We start from the raw sequence: 15,818 nt of genomic DNA, 5'->3' as shown, positions 1-15,818 counted from the left end.
TGTATATGTTGTTGGAGGGGTAAAGTAATGAAGAAAATTATCTTAATTTTGACTTTGGCCGCAATGATTTCTACAGGAGGAGGCATTGCATATGCCTTCGATGTATCGGATATAATAGGCGTTATCGGGGGAGGTTTTTTGGTAGAGACTATAGCTGATCCCCTTAACGATTTCATAAACACTGTCACGTTAAATAGAGGTGTGGCTTCCGAAGAATCTACCAAAGTTGTGCCAATAGTATCCGTAGGCCAAGGGACGCGCATAGGTGCTGCCCAGGTTTCGGGTCCGAAATCGGCCATAGATAATACGAAAGCTGTAGCAAGGATTGATGCCAAGTTTCAGGATCGCTTCAGGATAGAAATTTTAATACCCATTGATTCTCTAAACCCTTTGGAGCGATTTAGAAGAGTTCAAGGAGTGGGTGTTTCTGCTGTTATAGATTACAAGCTATAATCGCAAATGTACAAAGAAGGGGTTCATCTTTTGAGGAAGGTAAGCTGGATAGCTTTGATTTCGATATTCTTCTGCCTATGTCCTCTTTTTGCGGGGTCGGCGTGGGCAGAAGATGTTGCCATAGAACTGGTGGAAAAGCTCCAAGGCAGCACGGCCTTTTGCTGGGGTACGGATTGCCTGGTATGGCTGGTCCATTATCCCGAAGATATTGTAGACCCTTGGGTTTCCATTGAAGCTAAAAGACAAGGGTTCGGCGAACAAGATAAAGAAAAGTATCGCCGGGCCTTTGTCAAGGATTTAAGGCTCGATGAAAGCGAGCCTTTTCTCCTTACGATATATAACTTCGGCATAAAGCCTCTGTCTTTGAATCCTTTATCAGAACATCTATTTTTGAAAAAAGACGGAGAGAACTTGAGCCTGTTGGCTTATGACAGCAGCTTCGATGAACCCATATACGGTTTATTGCAGGGTTTGGTATATTTTCCAAAAATCGACGCCGAAGAATTTACCGTCCTTTTAGGCGGGCTTGAGCCGAGAGAAATGCTTTTCCCTTTTGGGTCGAAAACATTACAAGCAGAGGCCGACATTCAAAAACATACAAAGGCAGAGGAAACCTGGCATGGTAGCGAAAATGCTGGGGAAAAACCGGAATTTGAGAAGATCGTGGTAGAGCTTCCCGCTAAACACACGGTAGAAAGTGACGATAAAGAAACAGGAATGAAGGAGAAGAAAGCCCCTGATGAAACAATTCCTTCTGAAAAAGAGGATGTCGCCGGTGAAAGCGACAAGATTGTTGTGCCGAGGATACCCCCCGGGCCCGATCCGTTGCTTAGGGTACAAGAACCGCAAGAGACAGATACGGACGTTCTTTTGAAGAACATTTTGAAGGATATCGAAAAAGAAACTTCCATGACCAAAGAGGAGGTTGTAAGGCTTTTTGTAGAAAGCTGGATAGCCGGAGATACTGAAACTATGTATGAGCTTCTATCGACTGAAAGCCAAAATGCCTATTCATTTGAAGATTTTAAGAAAGCAGCGATGGAGTCCAACATCAGATGGGCCTTTAGCGATGGATATGATCTCGCGTGGATCAATGACAACAGAGTAAAAATTAGCGGGATTCAGAAAATGCTCCTTTTAAAAGTTGAACGAAGTAAGGTGTTAGGTGTTGTCGAAGAAAGGAGAAGATGGCGAATTGTTTGGTAAAAAGAGGCTGTGGCTTATAATTCTTTTTATCGTTTTTGCCGGCTTCTTCGCTGCTTTTTTGGTGAGGGATTTGTATTTGACTGTCGAAAGTGATGACGGTAATAAAAATGTCTTTGCAGTAGAAAATATCCATTATCAAAATATAATTGACGACAGTCTGTATATATTGGACGCTAAAAAAGGATGGAAGACGAAAGATATGTATGTTCTTGAAGATATTAGTATTTCCATTAAAGGAAGCAGCGATACCGAATGGAAGGTGCAGGCTAAGAAGGGGAGCGTTCCCGAATTGTCCGGGGGTGTTGTCAGTTTAAAGGATGCCAAAGGCATTACACAGGTAAGTTCGGATAAGTATCATTGGGAATCCCCTGAGATACACTGGAAACCTGACGAAAAACTTTTTTTCTTTGATAACGGCATTCGTGCCTTTGGCGATTTGATAGAAATAGAGTCCCAGAGAGGAGTGGTGCGCCTTTCCGGTGAAATGCAATTGTCTGAAAGGGTTAAAGTAGTATATAAAGCGCAAGACTTGGCAAACAAATGACATCACTTTCGTTCCAATAGAAGGGGAATAAACATGATGAGACGCGACCATTCGAGTCTACGCAAAAAAGGTATTTATATTTTTTTATTGATATTTTTTGTATCTTTCGCAAGCACTTGTGCCGTTGCTCAAGATGCTTCCTTGCCAATCACGCTGGAAGCGGATAGGGTGGTTTTTTTTGAGGCTGAGAACCGTGCCGAGGCCGAAGGGAGCGTTGTCATAAAGCGAGCCGATATGACGCTTACAGCTCCTTACGTTGAGTATTACGTAAATGACTCAATGGTATTTGCCCAGAGCAAGGATAACGAGCCTGTCGTTTTAGAATGGGGCGAAAGGATTTTAAGGGGAGATAAATTAGAGTACAACTTAATGACTCAGGAGGGTGTAATGCAAAACGGATCGGGCCAAGAAGGCCCTGTTTACGTATATGGCGGGGATGTCATGGTAGCGCCCGCAGAGGCGGCATTAGAGAAAGGTTGGTTGGGCAAGGAGGATTTAAAAAAGACCGACAAAGAGGTCCACGTCGCCGTCTGGGAAAGGGCGAACTATACGACTTGCGATGCGCCTCAACCTCATTATCACCTTTATACTACGAAAATGACTGTAATACCGGGAAATAAAGTGGTTCTAAAGCGTCCCAAGGTTTATATGGACGGTAAATTGCTCTTCACATATATTTTTAACTATGAAGTCAGTTTAAAAGAAGGAAAGCCGGGCGGTCCCTTCGTTTATCAATTCAAGGACGACTCGGACAAGGGAACGGGAATCATAGGATACGGCCCTATCGTCACGGACGACAGGCTGTCCGTAAATGCCCATCTGGCTTATTGGTCTGATATGAATGAAGAGTGGATATTATCGGGCAGTTACGTTCTTACCGATCAGTGGAATTTGTTTGCCTCGGCAGCCTATTTATATAATTCGGATGAGGACGAAAAGAGATATCGTCCCAGCTGGGGTGCAGGCTACCATAATGCAGGATTTTCCGGAAGGATTCATTGGACTCAGGCAGAAAGCGTTTCTATAAAAAAAGAATCGGGAAGAACTTACAAGGGCATACTTTGGCGGTCTCCCGAAGTCGAGTTGTTCACTCCCTGGATCGATCTGACCTCAAAGACTAAATCGCGGCTCGCCCTTTATTGGGGACATTATGAAGCTATGGGAGTTAGAGGTGGAGATGAGGCATCGGTCGACAGATGGGGTTACGGTTTCGACTTTTCTACTTCTTTTTCGCCCCTGGATAAAAAGAACAATAATTTCACTCCCTTCATTTGGTCTAGGTATCAGTGGTTCAAGTACGATGACCCAAGTCAACGTCAGGAAATTATCGATGCAATATGGGGTTTGCGTTACCGTATCGGGGAATTCCCCATGGTGACAAGCTATGCTCAGCGTTGGACGACGGGCGAATCGCCGATGAGTTGGGACAATTACAGCGATAGGCGAGAGATCTTCCAGACTGTTGGGATTCCTTTGGGCAGTCGCTGGAGGGTTGCCGTAAGGATGGCTTACGATTTTAGGGACGAACATTTGGATGAGGTTGTGGGAAGCCTAGTATACGATGAGCATTGTTATGCCTGGGAGATAATATATAAAGATGAGAGACCGTTATATTCCGATGATGAAGACGACTGGATCGGCTTGAGGTTGGTTATAAAAGCTTTCCCTGAGAGCAATATTACCTTTGGAGGAGAGGTCGAAGAGATAAGAAGTCCGGCCCAGGAGGTTGGTTTTATAAAATGAGAGTTTTAGTGTTGTATGGAGGCGATAGCCCGGAACGTGAGGTCTCTTTGGCGAGTGGGAAGGCTGTATTGGAAGCAGCTTCAAGGTGTGGGTTCGATGTATTGGATGGCTGTGTTGAAACGGTCAAAGACGTAGTTAGGCTGATGAATGAGCGTGATTGCGATGTAATATTTATAGCCTTACACGGAAGCTGGGGAGAAGATGGCAGGTTGCAGGCCTTTCTTGATTTTTACGACATCCCCTACACAGGGTCGGGATCTGAAGCATGTATGCTTGCTATGAATAAAGTATTGAGTAAATACAGGTTTCAAAGAGACGGAATTCCCACCCCCGATGGTGTTGAGGCCAACTTATTTCAAGAGGGGATCAATGGCGCTTGCAAAAAAATCTTGGAATACTACGATTATTTTTTGAATGGCGGTAAAATGGTCATCAAACCGGCGAGGTGTGGCAGTACATTGGGCGTTTCCGTCATTACATCCTCCAGCGACTTATATGAAGCTGTTCAGCTGGCTTCAAGCTACGATAGCCTTATCATTGCAGAGCGTTACATCTCTGGAAAAGAGATAACCGTTGCTGTTTGGGATGACGGCAAGCCACAAGCCTTTCCTATAATCGAAATAGTCCCCAAAAATTCGCTTTATAGCTATAAAGCGAAATATACACCCGGCAACAGCGCATATTTCGTGCCGGCGCAATTAGAGGATTCGATCGCCAAAAAGGCTCAAGAGGCCGCGCTCATGGCCCATATCAGCTTGGGGTGTGAGCTGTACAGCAGGGTAGATATGCGCCTCGATACCCAAGGAAATCCCTATGTATTGGAAGTCAATACTGTTCCAGGACTGACGAGTACCAGTTTGGTCCCTAAAGCTGCAAAGGCGATCGGATGGGATTTCGACAGATTTGTGAAAGAACTTATCCAAAATACGCTGAATAAAAAGCTCTAATTAAAATTAGACATAAAGAGAAAAGAAAAGACGCTTATAAGCTTTCTTTAAATATTTTGTCTTTACACTTCTATATTAAGAATTTTAAGACGTCTAACGCCGCGAGGCGCCCTTGCTATAACCTCATCTCCCACGCTCTTTCCTATTATCGCCTGCCCTACGGGACTGGAGACAGAAATTTTGTGATTATTGGGATCGGTTTCTTCCGAATTAACGATTACATAGGTGAATTCTCTATTCAAGTCCAAATCTTTCAATGTTACCTTGGTCCCTAAAGTCACCTGGCTGGTATCTATTTGGTCGTTCTCTATCACTTTAGCTTTGGATAACTGTGTTTCCAACTGTTGAATTCTGGCCTCTAGTTTTGCCTGGGCCTCTTTAGCTGCATGATATTCTGCGTTTTCGCTCAAATCGCCAAAGGATCTGGCCTCTTCGAGTTGCTGAGATATTTCCGATCGGCCTTCGCTTCTTAGTTTAATCAATTCGGCCCTCAACTTCTGATATCCTTCACGTGTCATAAGGATGACATCGTCTTGTTGGGTTCTCTGTGTCGACATATACCTTACCTCCTTGAGGAAAGAGCTTTATGGATCGCTTAGGCTTTAAGAATTTTACAACATTTATCGGCTATGTCAATCGAAACATCGTAATTGCCCGTGAAATGACGAGGTTGAGGGTCTTCCTTTACTGGATGTGGCTATTTATTTTTCATATAAGTCGTGCAGTTTGATTTTTTGTCTTGATTTCCAACTATCGATTTCGTTTTGAAGAGATAACATCGATTCGTGAAGACGATATATCCTAAATCTGTTTGCCGGATCTGTATACAATGTTGATCGTAAGTTAAATCGATGTTGTTGTATGTGACGTATGTTATGGTTTATGTAAGTGGGGATTTTGACTTTATATGGCACGACGGCAGAATAATATCTGTATCCTGCAATATGATTTGTCGCATGTCCGTGGTTCCATTCTTTTATCGTATTAGGAGTAAAAATATTGTGCTGTGTATAACCTAAATGTTTTCCATTGAATCCATAACTTCCTTGAGCCAAAGCTAAGCCAAAAAAGCATATCAGTATTGTTACCGCTAACACCGCTATTGCTGATTTTTTCATGGTATGTCACCTCTAATTTAGGTTTACCTAAATTGTATCCCAAAATGGAGAGAATTTCAATGGTTTCACAGCGATTTCCGATGGTGAAGGCGATAATGAGTGTAATGGCAGGATATTAAAGCAAAACAATACTTGACAAAGTCATATGGCTTGGTTTAATTATCATGCACATTTCATTAAAATTTTTTGAAAATATCGGAGGAACCTTAATGTCAATATTGTCTGTTGCATTAGTGATTGCCGTTGGTTTTTGCTCAGGTTTTTTGAACGTGTTAGCTGGAGGGGGAAGCCTGCTCACCATACCTCTTTTAGTTTTTATGGGTTTAGATGTATCGGTGGCTAACGCAACCAATCGCGTTGGTGTTTTGTTTCAAAACGTCTTTGCTGCCCAACACTTTCATAAAAAATCACTTTTTCGACTCAAAGATTGTTTGTTTTTTGGGTTGCCCTCTCTTTTAGGTGCTGCCTTGGGCACATTTGGAGCGGTTAGTTTGGATGAGAGATATTTGAGGATAGCAGTAGCAGTGTTGATATGTTGCATGGCCGTACTTTTGGTATTGAAGCCGGATATGTGGGAGCGCGAACGCGAGATTTCCTTGCCCAGATGGGTTTTGATCCTTGCCATGTTTCTAATAGGGGTTTACGGAGGATTTATACAGGCGGGTGTAGGTTTTTTCCTTTTATGGGCACTTGTCGGGCTGGGAGGTAAGGATCTTCTTCACGCCAATGCGTTAAAAGTCGTAGTCATAGCAATGTTCACCACATTAAGCTTAGCGATTTTCCTCCTTAACGGGATGGTTAACTTTCCATTAGGTGTCGTTTTGGCAATAGGCAATTTCATGGGGGGTATTGCAGGGGCGCATTTTGCCATTTTAAAAGGAAATAGGTGGTTAAGGTTGATACTGTCTGTTGTGGTGACGGTAAGCGCCATAAGGATGTTGTTAAGTCTGTGATGTTAGACCATGGATAAGTGCCTATAATGTCTTTGTAAGATAAGATCAGCAAAGGGAATGATGTCAATGGCTTTTAGTTTCGCTATCGATATATACGGTTGTCAGATGAATCAATACGATGGAGATCGGTTGAGAACATCCTTAATACGAAGAGGCTGGATTGAGACCGATAGAAACGAAGCTGATGCAGTGGTAATTGTGACCTGTAGCATTAGAGAAAAGGCCGAGCAAAAGGTGTTGAGCGAGATTGGGCGTTACGGGAAACTCTACAAGACAAAGGGTAAGCCTCTTTTGGCAGTTATCGGATGTATGGCCCAGAACATGGGGGCTGATTTGCTTCGGAGGTTTCCTCAAGTTAAGGTCGTAGCAGGACCAAGACATATAGGATGGGTTCCCGATGCTTTAGAGAATGCAATGAGGCATAAAACTGTCTTATATCTCGACGAAGATCCCAGGGAAATGATAGATCTACATGATGCTCCAATGATCAGAAGCAATCCCTATAAGGCATTCGTAACCATTGCCCATGGATGCGACAATTTCTGCACTTATTGTATTGTGCCCTATGTGCGGGGGAGGTTTGTGTCGAGGCGACCTGGCGAGATATTAAAGGAAGTATCCGAGCTCGTAGATGATGGTGTCCTCGAGGTCACTCTTTTAGGGCAGAACGTCGACTCCTACGGCAAGGATCTTAAAGAGAGTTATCGATTTTCTAATCTCCTGCAAGATGTGGCTAAGGTTCCCGGACTATTGAGAGTTCGTTTTACCACTTCTCATCCACGCGACTTCACCGAAGACGTAATAGAAGCAATGGCAGAGGAATCGAAAATTTGTCCGGCCGTTAACCTTCCGATTCAGTCTGGAAGCGACAGGATTTTGAAGAAAATGAACAGGGGTTACACTGTTGAGGACTACGGAAGAATAATAAAGCGCCTGCGAGAGGCCCTGCCCGAAGTTTCTATAACCAGCGACCTAATCGTTGGTTTCCCTGGTGAGACGGAGGAAGACTTTCAATGCACGTTGGAGATGTTGAAAACGATGGAATTCGACTTAGTTCATACCGCTTCTTATTCTCCGAGAGAGGGTACTCCGGCAGCCAATATGTCCAATCAAATCCCTGAAGAAGAAAAAAAGAGAAGACTTTCAATCGTAAACGAATTACAAGACGCTATTTCATTTAAAAAAAACAAAATCTTAGAGGGTAAGTTTTTTGAAGTATTGCTCGACGACTTTGCCCCTAAGGGCAAAGGTATGTTGCAGGGCAGGACGCCTACGGATAAGGTGGTGCTTGTGCCGGGAGATGAAAGCATGCTCGGCAAATTGTGCGAAGTGCGCATAACTGGTGCGTCTAATTGGTATTTATATGGCGAAATAGTATCTTTTAGAGATTTTAGCGATGTCCTCGAAGTCAGAATTTAAAATACAGGAAGCGAAAAGAAAAATTGAAAAATACAGCAAAGGGAAAAGATTCAAAGGGATAGCTGCAGCTTTTCTATGCTTAATCTTGGCAATCGGTGTTTCGACAGCCTATTTGTTAGGCAAATCGAAAGTCCATGAAACAGATGGAAAATATTACGGCCTCGATGAGCTTATAAACGCCAAATCCGAAGGAGCAAAAAGAGAAAACGACGCAAATGGTGCAGGAACGTCCATTCCCGAGAAGGTGTGGGTTTTGTATATCACGGGAGCAGTTAAAAGTCCGGGCGTATACAAACTCCCGGAAGGATCCAGGGTATACGAATTGGTGGCAGAAGCAGGGGGGCTTACCGAGAAAGCCGATTCAGTTGCCGTCAATTTAGCGGCGAACTTGAAGGATGGGTGTCACGTCCATGTACCAGAAAAAGGAGAACATATCCAGCTAACGTTGAGTGAGCAAAAGGGAGCGGTCTTTATAGACCAAAAGGGTAAATTGGGGCCTTCGAAAATCGATGGAGCTACCTTTGAGGACTATCATGGTAGTTCCGATTTAGTAGATCTGAACAGTGCAACTGCCGAGATGTTGCAGTCGCTGCCCGGAATAGGACCCAAGACAGCTCAAGCGATATTATCCTATCGGGAAGACAAGGGAGGTTTTCGTTCTGTCGAGGAGCTGCTTGAAGTAAAGGGAATAGGTCCCAAGAAGATGGAAAAAATCAGGCCTCTGATTACCGTCGGCTATCGATGAAGTTATTTAGAGAAGCTCCTTGTTTATCCTTGTTATTATCCCTAGTGATTTCCATCCTTTTGACGGGAAAAGGATTCCCTTTTTGGCTGTCGGGCATTGTCTCAGGGTTTATTTTTTTGGGCTTAGGATTTTGTGCCCACGATGGAACACCGAATTCTTCGTATATTTTAATCCTCTGCTTTGTCGTTAGCATGTTTGGTAGCCTGTGGTCGAGCTATAGGGTAGAGACCGATCTCTTTTTAAGCGGCAGGCTCGAGGAAAAGGCCGTTGTTGCTTTCGAAAGGCCCTGGGGCAGCAAAAGGGCAGTCGTATTCAAAACACCTACGGGAAAATTTGTCGGTTTTACATCTCCATCTTTAGCTTTAAAGGAAGGAGACTCCGTCGGTATAAAAGCGTCGGTATTGCCGATAGAGCGCAGGAATATAGGATTTAATCCCTATACTTATTGGAGGTCTAGGGGTGTAGTGGGTCGTCTGGTAGGCCTTCAAGTGAAAAAGTCCCGCAAGAGCTCTCCTTTGAGCGTTTATCGTTGGCGATCATCGTTGAAAGAATGGATACTGCTGAATTATCCTCCAAGAATTCGGGGATATCTTTTGGCAATGCTTTTGGGCGTGAGGGACCCGGAATTGGTGAAACTCCATTCAAGCTGGGGCACCTCCCACTTGTTGGCTGTCTCCGGCTTCCACGTCGCCCTTCTTGTGGGGGTAATCTTTTCGACTTTAAGAGGATCTAGGCTCAAGGTACAAATATCCATTCTTTTTTTATTTGTATACTTGATCTTTACAGGTTTTGCAGCGAGCGCTACCCGTGCCGGATTGATGGTTGCCTTCGCTTTGATCGGTAAGTTGATCGGAAGACCGATAAAGCTTCTTCAGGCCGTCAGCTTAGCGGCCATATCCTTAATATTGTGGAGACCGTGGTTCGTGTGGGATATCGGATGGAAATTATCCGTGATGTCTGCTCTGACAATCGGTTGCATGGACATTTTCCCCAAAAAGTTTTTGCCCTTTATACTGAGTTCTCTCCTTTGGGTTGTTAATGCCGGTTGTGTCCTTGCAACATTTGGAACGCTGCCGTTGGCAGGGCTTGTAATTAATCCTATTGCCATTCCGATGTTCGGTATTTTGTTTTTGACAGTAATTCTTTTTGCTCCATTTGCTTTCTTGCCCTTCGAAATGGGCAGGCCTTTTCTTCTCTTGACAGAGGGAGTGTTGGTAGCCGTTGAAAGGGCGCTTGATCTGATTTCATCTTTGATGCCTGCAACACTTACGGAAGTTTGGCCCTGGCCCTTTATTTCCCTTGGAATATTTTTTATTATATTGGCCAAAAGATTAAATTTTAACAATTTTAGGAATTTTTGTCTTTCATGTTGTGGGTTGTTCGTTTATATGCTGTTATTATCTTGATTTAATGGGAGGTTTTTGCAATGCTTCTTGTGCTAGATATAGGAAATACCCACACTTGCGTTGGTATCTTCGATGGCGCTTGCCTGATCGCCGATTGGAGGCTCACCTCTGAAAGGCGTACCGAAGACGAGCTGGGGATATACCTTACGGGATTGCTTAATATGACTAAAATAAGTCAAGATCTCATCTCAGGGTCAATAATATCGAGCGTAGTTCCGCCGTTGGAAGCTGCCTGGAGCCGTGGCATATGCAAATACTTGGGCATCGAATCTATGGTTGTAAATTCAGAGCTTGATCTTGGGATCGAAGTGGGGTACGAAGCACCGGCCGAAATCGGAGCAGACAGGCTTGTAAATGCGGTGGCGGCTGTTCATCATTATGGATGTCCTGTAATAGTTGTCGATTTTGGCACGGCAGTTACCCTTGATTACGTGACGTCAAACTGCGTTTACCTCGGTGGTGCAATAGCACCTGGCTTGCTTGCCAGCATAGAGGCGCTATTCGGAAAGACGGCAAAACTCCCCCTCGTCACTCTCGAGCCTCCAAAGAGGGTCGTTGGCAGATCTACGTCAGAATCGATGAGGTCAGGTATACTTATAGGATATGCAGGTTTGATAGATGGTTTAGTTGATCGAATGTCGCAAGAGCAGAAGGAAACGCCAAAAGTCATTGCTACGGGAGGGCATGCCGAGATAGTCGCTAGATGGTCGAGTAGAATAAATACAGTTGATTCCAATTTAACGTTGGAGGGCTTGAGGCTTATATATGAACAAAATGCCAAATAACCCTCTATGGCTTGCCCCAATGGCAGATATAACATCCTGGCCCGTCAGGAAGATGTTTTTTCGGGTAGGTGTCGGTTTGGCCCATACAGAGATGGTTGCTTCCAGAGCTTTGATGGAAGGACATTCCTCTGCATTTTATTCATTGCAACGGCATCATGACGAGGGTCCGTTGGTGTTGCAGCTTTTTTCTGGAGATGTGGCTTCCCTTTTGGAAGCAGCTCAGGAAGCCTTCCGAATTAGCTCCTTTGAGGCCTTAAGCATTAACATGGCCTGTCCTTCGAAAAAAGTTATGGCATCCGGTGGCGGCGCGTCATTAATAAATCGCCCCCATGTGGCCGCTGAGATGATTAGACAGGCCAAAAATTTAGGATTTCCGATATGGGTTAAAACCAGAATTCCCAGTCGCAATTTGAAGGATGTAGCAAGTTGGTGTGATCTATTGATCTCTGCTGGCGCCAAGAACGTAGCTTTGCATGGAAGAACCGTTTCGCAGGGGTATAAGGGAAGTTCCGACAGAAATATTATCGGCGAGGTAGCCAGAGCTTTCCCTGGTAAAATAACGGGTACAGGAGACGTTTTTACCTCAGACGACGTACTCGATTATCTAGAAAAGGGCTGCATAGGGGTTTTAGTGGCGCGAGGTGCCTTGAAAGATCCTTTCATCGTTTTAGATGCCCTGGCGAAGTTGGGCTTTCGAAATGACAGAAAAGCTACCTTTGAATTTCAGAGGGAGATATTTCGTTCTTTTCTATCCGATTTGTGTCAAGTTAAGGATAATTTAGCCATGCACTTGCTTCGTCGCTTCTTATCATGTATTTTTAAAGGAATGCCTGGGGCTTCACAATTGCGATCTTCTATGGCAAGAGCCCATGGCATTACACAAGCCTTTGAAATATTTAATTCTTTTGCCAATAATTTTAGTGACTTTTGCGCTAAGGAGGAAGCAATGAATGAGCACCGAAAACACTAATATGGAAGAACGATCTACTCCGGAAAGGGAAATAATAAAACAACGGATGGAAAAATTAGAACGGCTTCGCAAGGATGCCGGATTTAACCCCTTTGTGATCGATAAATGGGATAAGGAGCATAAATTATCCTTCGTTCGTTCTAATTTTTCCCATTTAGGACCGGACGAGATGGACGAAGACGCCCTCATTAAAACTGCCGGTCGCGTAATGGCAATCAGAAAACACGGTAAGGCATCATTTGTCCATCTCGAAGACGATACCGACAGGCTTCAACTTTATTTTAGGTTTGATACTCTCAATGAGGAATACGAATGGTTCAAGAAGTGGGTAGATACCGGAGATTATCTTGGAATCGTCGGACATCCCTTCAGAACAAAGAGGGGCGAGCTATCGCTTTTGGTGACTGATTTCAAATTATTGAGCAAGGCTTTAAGGCCATTGCCCGAAAAATGGCACGGCCTGAAAGACACAGAGGTTCGTTATAGACAGCGTTACTTAGATCTCATAGCCAATCCTGAGGTGAGGGAAGTTTTTCGGAAGCGAGCAAAGATCATAAAGACCTTCAGAGAAGTATTGGAGTCCCACGGGACGCTCGAGGTCGAGACGCCAATGTTATCTCCCATAGCAGGAGGGGCGACGGCCAGGCCTTTCATTACGTTTCACAATGCTTTGGGCATAAACCTATATCTTAGGATAGCCACCGAGCTTTACCTGAAGCGACTGATCGTCGGCATGTATGAACGCGTGTATGAAATAGGTAAGAATTTCAGAAACGAAGGCATAGATTCCATGCATAATCCCGAATTTACGGCAATGGAAGTTTACTGGGCCTATGCCAACTACGATGATATGATGAACCTGACCGAGGAAATTATAGTGGCCTGTGCTGATGCTATGGGAAGCAGGCAATTGCCCTACGGAGAGCATATGATAAATTACGAACCCCCTTTTAGGAGGGCAACCATGGTGGACTTGGTCAAGGAACATTGTGGTGTTGATTTTTTAAATATTACCGACGAGGAAGCCAGAAGGATAGCAAAGGAAAGGGGTCTCGAAATAAAGGGAAACGAGAGCAGGCTTTTGATCATGACAGAATTTTTTGATAATTTTGTGGAGGACAAACTTATACAACCTACTTTCGTATTGGGTTATCCCGTGGAAATATCGCCACTTGCCAAACGTGATCCTGATAACCCCGACTTTACCCGAAGGTTCGAGCTTTTTATATGCGGCGCTGAGGTCGCAAATGCCTTTAGCGAGCTTAACGATCCGCTGGATCAGAGAGAACGTTTCCTGGATCAACTTAAAAAGAGAGAAGCAGGAGATGAGGAAGCCCATGTCTTCGATGAGGACTTTGTAACAGCCCTGGAGCATGGTTTACCGCCAACGGGCGGACTGGGCATCGGAATAGATCGATTGACGATGTTTTTGACCAATTCAAGTTCAATCAGAGATGTCATTCTGTTTCCTACGATGCGTCCCAAGGAGTGATGTTGGTGGATTTGGGGGAAGCTAAAAAAAGGGCAGAAGAGCTGAGAAAAGAGATAGAAAAACACAACTATTACTATTATGTCCTCGATTCTCCGGTTATTACAGATGAGGAATATGATGCCCTTTACAGAGGGCTGGTAGAGCTTGAAAGGCGTTTCCCGGAAATTATAACTCCCGATTCTCCTACCCAAAGAGTGGGCGGGAAACCGAAAGAGGAATTCAGGAAAGTAGTTCACGAGATTCCCATGCTTTCCATGGACAACGTTTTTACTCAAGAAGAGCTTCAAAGTTTCGTCTCCAGAGTATATCGAATTCTGGAAAGAGAAGTAGATTTTACTACAGAACTGAAAGTAGACGGCATTGCCGTGTCTCTCGTTTATGAAGATGGACGCTTTGTTTTGGGAGCCACGAGGGGAGATGGAAGGGTCGGCGAGGACGTGACGGAGAATTTGCGGACCATAAAGAGCCTTCCCTTGCGGCTTATGGAACCTTTGCCTGGAAGACTTGAGGTCAGAGGCGAAGTTTACATGACCAAGGAAGACTTCGCCTCGCTCAACAGATCCCGCGAAGAAGATGGGGAGCCCCTTTTTGCCAACCCGAGGAATGCTGCTGCCGGCAGTTTAAGACAGCTTGATCCTAACGTGACCGCCCAGCGCAGGCTTCGCATTTTCGTCTATCAGGTAGTTCATCCGGAAGAGTACGGCCTGTTTTCTCAGTTTCAAGTCCTTTCCTGGCTGCGAAACAAGGGCTTTCCCACGCAGGGGAATGAGAGGCTCTGTAAAAACTTTGAAGAGTTGTGGAACTACATAGAAGAATGGAAAGAAAAAAGACACTCCTTGGCCTATGCTACCGATGGCGTGGTGGTTAAAGTAGACGATCTGACAGCCTACGAACAGCTGGGAACTACCGCTAAAGCTCCAAGATGGCAGATAGCGTTTAAATATCCGGCGGAAGAGCAAAGGACGCGCCTTTTGAGGATAGAAGTTTCAGTCGGCAGAACGGGTGCCCTCACCCCCGTTGCAATACTAGAACCGGTCAGGCTTGCCGGTACAGTGGTCCAGCGTGCAAGCCTACACAATGAAGACGAAATAAAGCGCCTGGATGTGCGGGTTGGAGATTACGTATACGTGCGCAAGGCGGGCGAAATTATACCGGAAGTAGTTCGAGTGGACTACTCTGCAAGGACGGGCCAAGAGAGACCTTTTGCCATACCGGAGAATTGTCCTGTTTGCGGAGCAACAGTTGTCAGGTTGGTAGGCGAAGTTGCTTATCGATGTCCGAACAAGTCATGCCCGGCTCAAATAAAGGAAAGTATAAAACATTTTGCTTCCCGTGACGCCATGGATATAAAGGGTTTGGGCGAAAAGATAATAGAGCAGTTGGTGGATAAAAAGATGATCGGCGGATTTGCGGATCTGTATAAGCTGAAAAAGGAAGATCTAATTTCCCTCGACAGAATGGGTCCAAAATCTGCTGAAAAATTAATAAATGCCATTAACAGCTCAAAGAACAGGCCCCTTTCGAGGCTTATATATGCCCTTGGCATTAGATATGTCGGTTCCAGGACGGCCGAAATATTAGCCGAAAGATTTAAAAGTATGGATAACCTGGCTAAGGCGGACATCCAGGATCTATCGGACATTCCGGGTATTGGCCCTCAGATCGCTTCATCCATCGTGGCATTTTTCAGAGATGAAAAAAACCTTGCTACCATAAAGGATTTGGCCAGATGTGGCATTAAGATGGCGGAGGAGGAGTCCGAAAGGCAAGAGGGACCTTGGGAAGGGTGGAAAATAGTTTTTACAGGCGAACTTGAAAAGGCTACCAGGAACGAGGCAGAAAATATAGTTAAATATCTTGGGGCAATTCCATCTAGTTCCGTGAGCAGAAATGTGGCTTTCGTCGTAATTGGTCGTAATCCGGGAAGTAAGTTGGCAAAAGCCCAGGAACTTGGTGTTAAAATTGTTGATGAACAAACTTTTTGGAAATTGGTCGACGAAGCAAAGTCGAAAAAAGGAAATTGAGGAGGTTTGTGCT

14 protein-coding genes are annotated in these 15,818 nt (G+C 44.6%); 13 read left to right on the top strand and 1 reads right to left on the bottom strand.

Annotated features, from left to right (window positions below):
• Positions 1–27: 27 nt before the first annotated feature.
• From HMPREF1705_RS01600 to HMPREF1705_RS01580, 5 genes are read left to right on the top strand one after another with little or no spacing between them, the layout of a single operon-like run.
• Complete coding sequence (locus HMPREF1705_RS01600) at positions 28–453, top strand: hypothetical protein (RefSeq protein WP_009200460.1); 426 nt, start codon at positions 28–30, stop codon at positions 451–453.
• A gap of 30 nt (positions 454–483) precedes the next feature.
• Positions 484–1,659 carry a hypothetical protein gene (locus HMPREF1705_RS01595; protein WP_111089526.1) on the top strand — a complete coding sequence of 392 codons (1,176 nt, stop codon included), beginning with the start codon at positions 484–486 and terminating at the stop codon, positions 1,657–1,659.
• Complete coding sequence (locus HMPREF1705_RS01590) at positions 1,649–2,203, top strand: hypothetical protein (protein ID WP_111089525.1); 555 nt, start codon at positions 1,649–1,651, stop codon at positions 2,201–2,203. The genes HMPREF1705_RS01595 and HMPREF1705_RS01590 overlap by 11 nt, the downstream gene beginning before the upstream one ends.
• A gap of 36 nt (positions 2,204–2,239) precedes the next feature.
• Positions 2,240–3,946: an OstA-like protein gene (locus HMPREF1705_RS01585; RefSeq protein ID WP_242603493.1), complete on the top strand. Its 1,707-nt coding sequence runs from the start codon at positions 2,240–2,242 to the stop codon at positions 3,944–3,946.
• A complete protein-coding gene (locus HMPREF1705_RS01580; protein ID WP_009200464.1) occupies positions 3,943–4,893 on the top strand; it encodes a D-alanine--D-alanine ligase family protein in 951 nt (316 codons plus the stop codon). Before HMPREF1705_RS01585 ends, HMPREF1705_RS01580 begins: the two co-directional genes overlap by 4 nt.
• A gap of 62 nt (positions 4,894–4,955) precedes the next feature.
• Here HMPREF1705_RS01580 and greA read toward each other — a convergent pair whose 3' ends face one another.
• The gene (greA, locus tag HMPREF1705_RS01575) at positions 4,956–5,450 is read right to left on the bottom strand and encodes a transcription elongation factor GreA (protein WP_009200465.1); all 495 of its coding nucleotides are present in this window, start codon (positions 5,448–5,450) and stop codon (positions 4,956–4,958) included.
• Between the two features lie 770 nt (positions 5,451–6,220).
• Between greA and HMPREF1705_RS01565 the strand changes: the two genes are divergently transcribed.
• The 8 genes from HMPREF1705_RS01565 to ligA all read left to right on the top strand — a co-directional run bounded on the left by HMPREF1705_RS01565 (position 6,221) and on the right by ligA (position 15,805).
• Entirely contained in the window at positions 6,221–6,964 is a 744-nt protein-coding gene (locus HMPREF1705_RS01565) for a sulfite exporter TauE/SafE family protein (RefSeq protein WP_040347798.1), read from the top strand.
• Positions 6,965–7,021: 57 nt separating this feature from the next.
• On the top strand, positions 7,022–8,383 hold the full coding sequence (miaB, locus tag HMPREF1705_RS01560; RefSeq protein ID WP_009200468.1) for a tRNA (N6-isopentenyl adenosine(37)-C2)-methylthiotransferase MiaB: 1,362 nt from the start codon (positions 7,022–7,024) through the stop codon (positions 8,381–8,383).
• Positions 8,361–9,128 carry a helix-hairpin-helix domain-containing protein gene (locus HMPREF1705_RS01555; protein WP_009200469.1) on the top strand — a complete coding sequence of 256 codons (768 nt, stop codon included), beginning with the start codon at positions 8,361–8,363 and terminating at the stop codon, positions 9,126–9,128. Before miaB ends, HMPREF1705_RS01555 begins: the two co-directional genes overlap by 23 nt.
• Before the next feature lie 116 nt (positions 9,129–9,244).
• Positions 9,245–10,534, top strand: a complete 1,290-nt coding sequence (locus HMPREF1705_RS01550) for a ComEC/Rec2 family competence protein (RefSeq protein WP_242603492.1) — start codon at positions 9,245–9,247, stop codon at positions 10,532–10,534.
• Between the two features lie 20 nt (positions 10,535–10,554).
• Positions 10,555–11,319 (top strand): type III pantothenate kinase, encoded by a 765-nt coding sequence (locus HMPREF1705_RS01545; protein ID WP_009200472.1) that lies wholly within the window; start codon positions 10,555–10,557, stop codon positions 11,317–11,319.
• Positions 11,300–12,289, top strand: coding sequence for a tRNA dihydrouridine synthase (locus tag HMPREF1705_RS01540; protein WP_009200473.1), 990 nt, complete (start codon positions 11,300–11,302; stop codon positions 12,287–12,289). Before HMPREF1705_RS01545 ends, HMPREF1705_RS01540 begins: the two co-directional genes overlap by 20 nt.
• Positions 12,270–13,781, top strand: coding sequence for a lysine--tRNA ligase (lysS, locus tag HMPREF1705_RS01535; RefSeq protein ID WP_009200474.1), 1,512 nt, complete (start codon positions 12,270–12,272; stop codon positions 13,779–13,781). Before HMPREF1705_RS01540 ends, lysS begins: the two co-directional genes overlap by 20 nt.
• Positions 13,781–15,805, top strand: coding sequence for an NAD-dependent DNA ligase LigA (gene ligA, locus HMPREF1705_RS01530; protein WP_009200475.1), 2,025 nt, complete (start codon positions 13,781–13,783; stop codon positions 15,803–15,805). Before lysS ends, ligA begins: the two co-directional genes overlap by 1 nt.
• Positions 15,806–15,818 lie beyond the last annotated feature (13 nt).

Source organism: Acetomicrobium hydrogeniformans ATCC BAA-1850, assembly GCF_000160455.2.
In the GTDB taxonomy this organism is placed as follows: domain Bacteria; phylum Synergistota; class Synergistia; order Synergistales; family Acetomicrobiaceae; genus Acetomicrobium; species Acetomicrobium thermoterrenum.
Note: the sequence above shows the minus strand (reverse complement) of the source record. Positions and strands in the feature narration are given on the sequence as shown.

Bases quoted from the DNA above. Each gene is read 5' to 3' on its own strand.
- HMPREF1705_RS01600 (WP_009200460.1), top strand. From the start codon at position 28: ATGAAGAAAATTATCTTAATTTTGACTTTGGCCGCAATGATTTCTACA.
- HMPREF1705_RS01585 (WP_242603493.1), top strand. From the start codon at position 2,240: ATGAGACGCGACCATTCGAGTCTACGCAAAAAAGGTATTTATATTTTT.
- HMPREF1705_RS01580 (WP_009200464.1), top strand. From the start codon at position 3,943: ATGAGAGTTTTAGTGTTGTATGGAGGCGATAGCCCGGAACGTGAGGTC.
- greA (WP_009200465.1), bottom strand. From the start codon at position 5,450: ATGTCGACACAGAGAACCCAACAAGACGATGTCATCCTTATGACACGT.
- HMPREF1705_RS01565 (WP_040347798.1), top strand. From the start codon at position 6,221: ATGTCAATATTGTCTGTTGCATTAGTGATTGCCGTTGGTTTTTGCTCA.
- miaB (WP_009200468.1), top strand. From the start codon at position 7,022: ATGATGTCAATGGCTTTTAGTTTCGCTATCGATATATACGGTTGTCAG.
- HMPREF1705_RS01555 (WP_009200469.1), top strand. From the start codon at position 8,361: ATGTCCTCGAAGTCAGAATTTAAAATACAGGAAGCGAAAAGAAAAATT.
- HMPREF1705_RS01545 (WP_009200472.1), top strand. From the start codon at position 10,555: ATGCTTCTTGTGCTAGATATAGGAAATACCCACACTTGCGTTGGTATC.
- HMPREF1705_RS01540 (WP_009200473.1), top strand. From the start codon at position 11,300: ATGAACAAAATGCCAAATAACCCTCTATGGCTTGCCCCAATGGCAGAT.
- lysS (WP_009200474.1), top strand. From the start codon at position 12,270: ATGAGCACCGAAAACACTAATATGGAAGAACGATCTACTCCGGAAAGG.
- ligA (WP_009200475.1), top strand. From the start codon at position 13,781: ATGTTGGTGGATTTGGGGGAAGCTAAAAAAAGGGCAGAAGAGCTGAGA.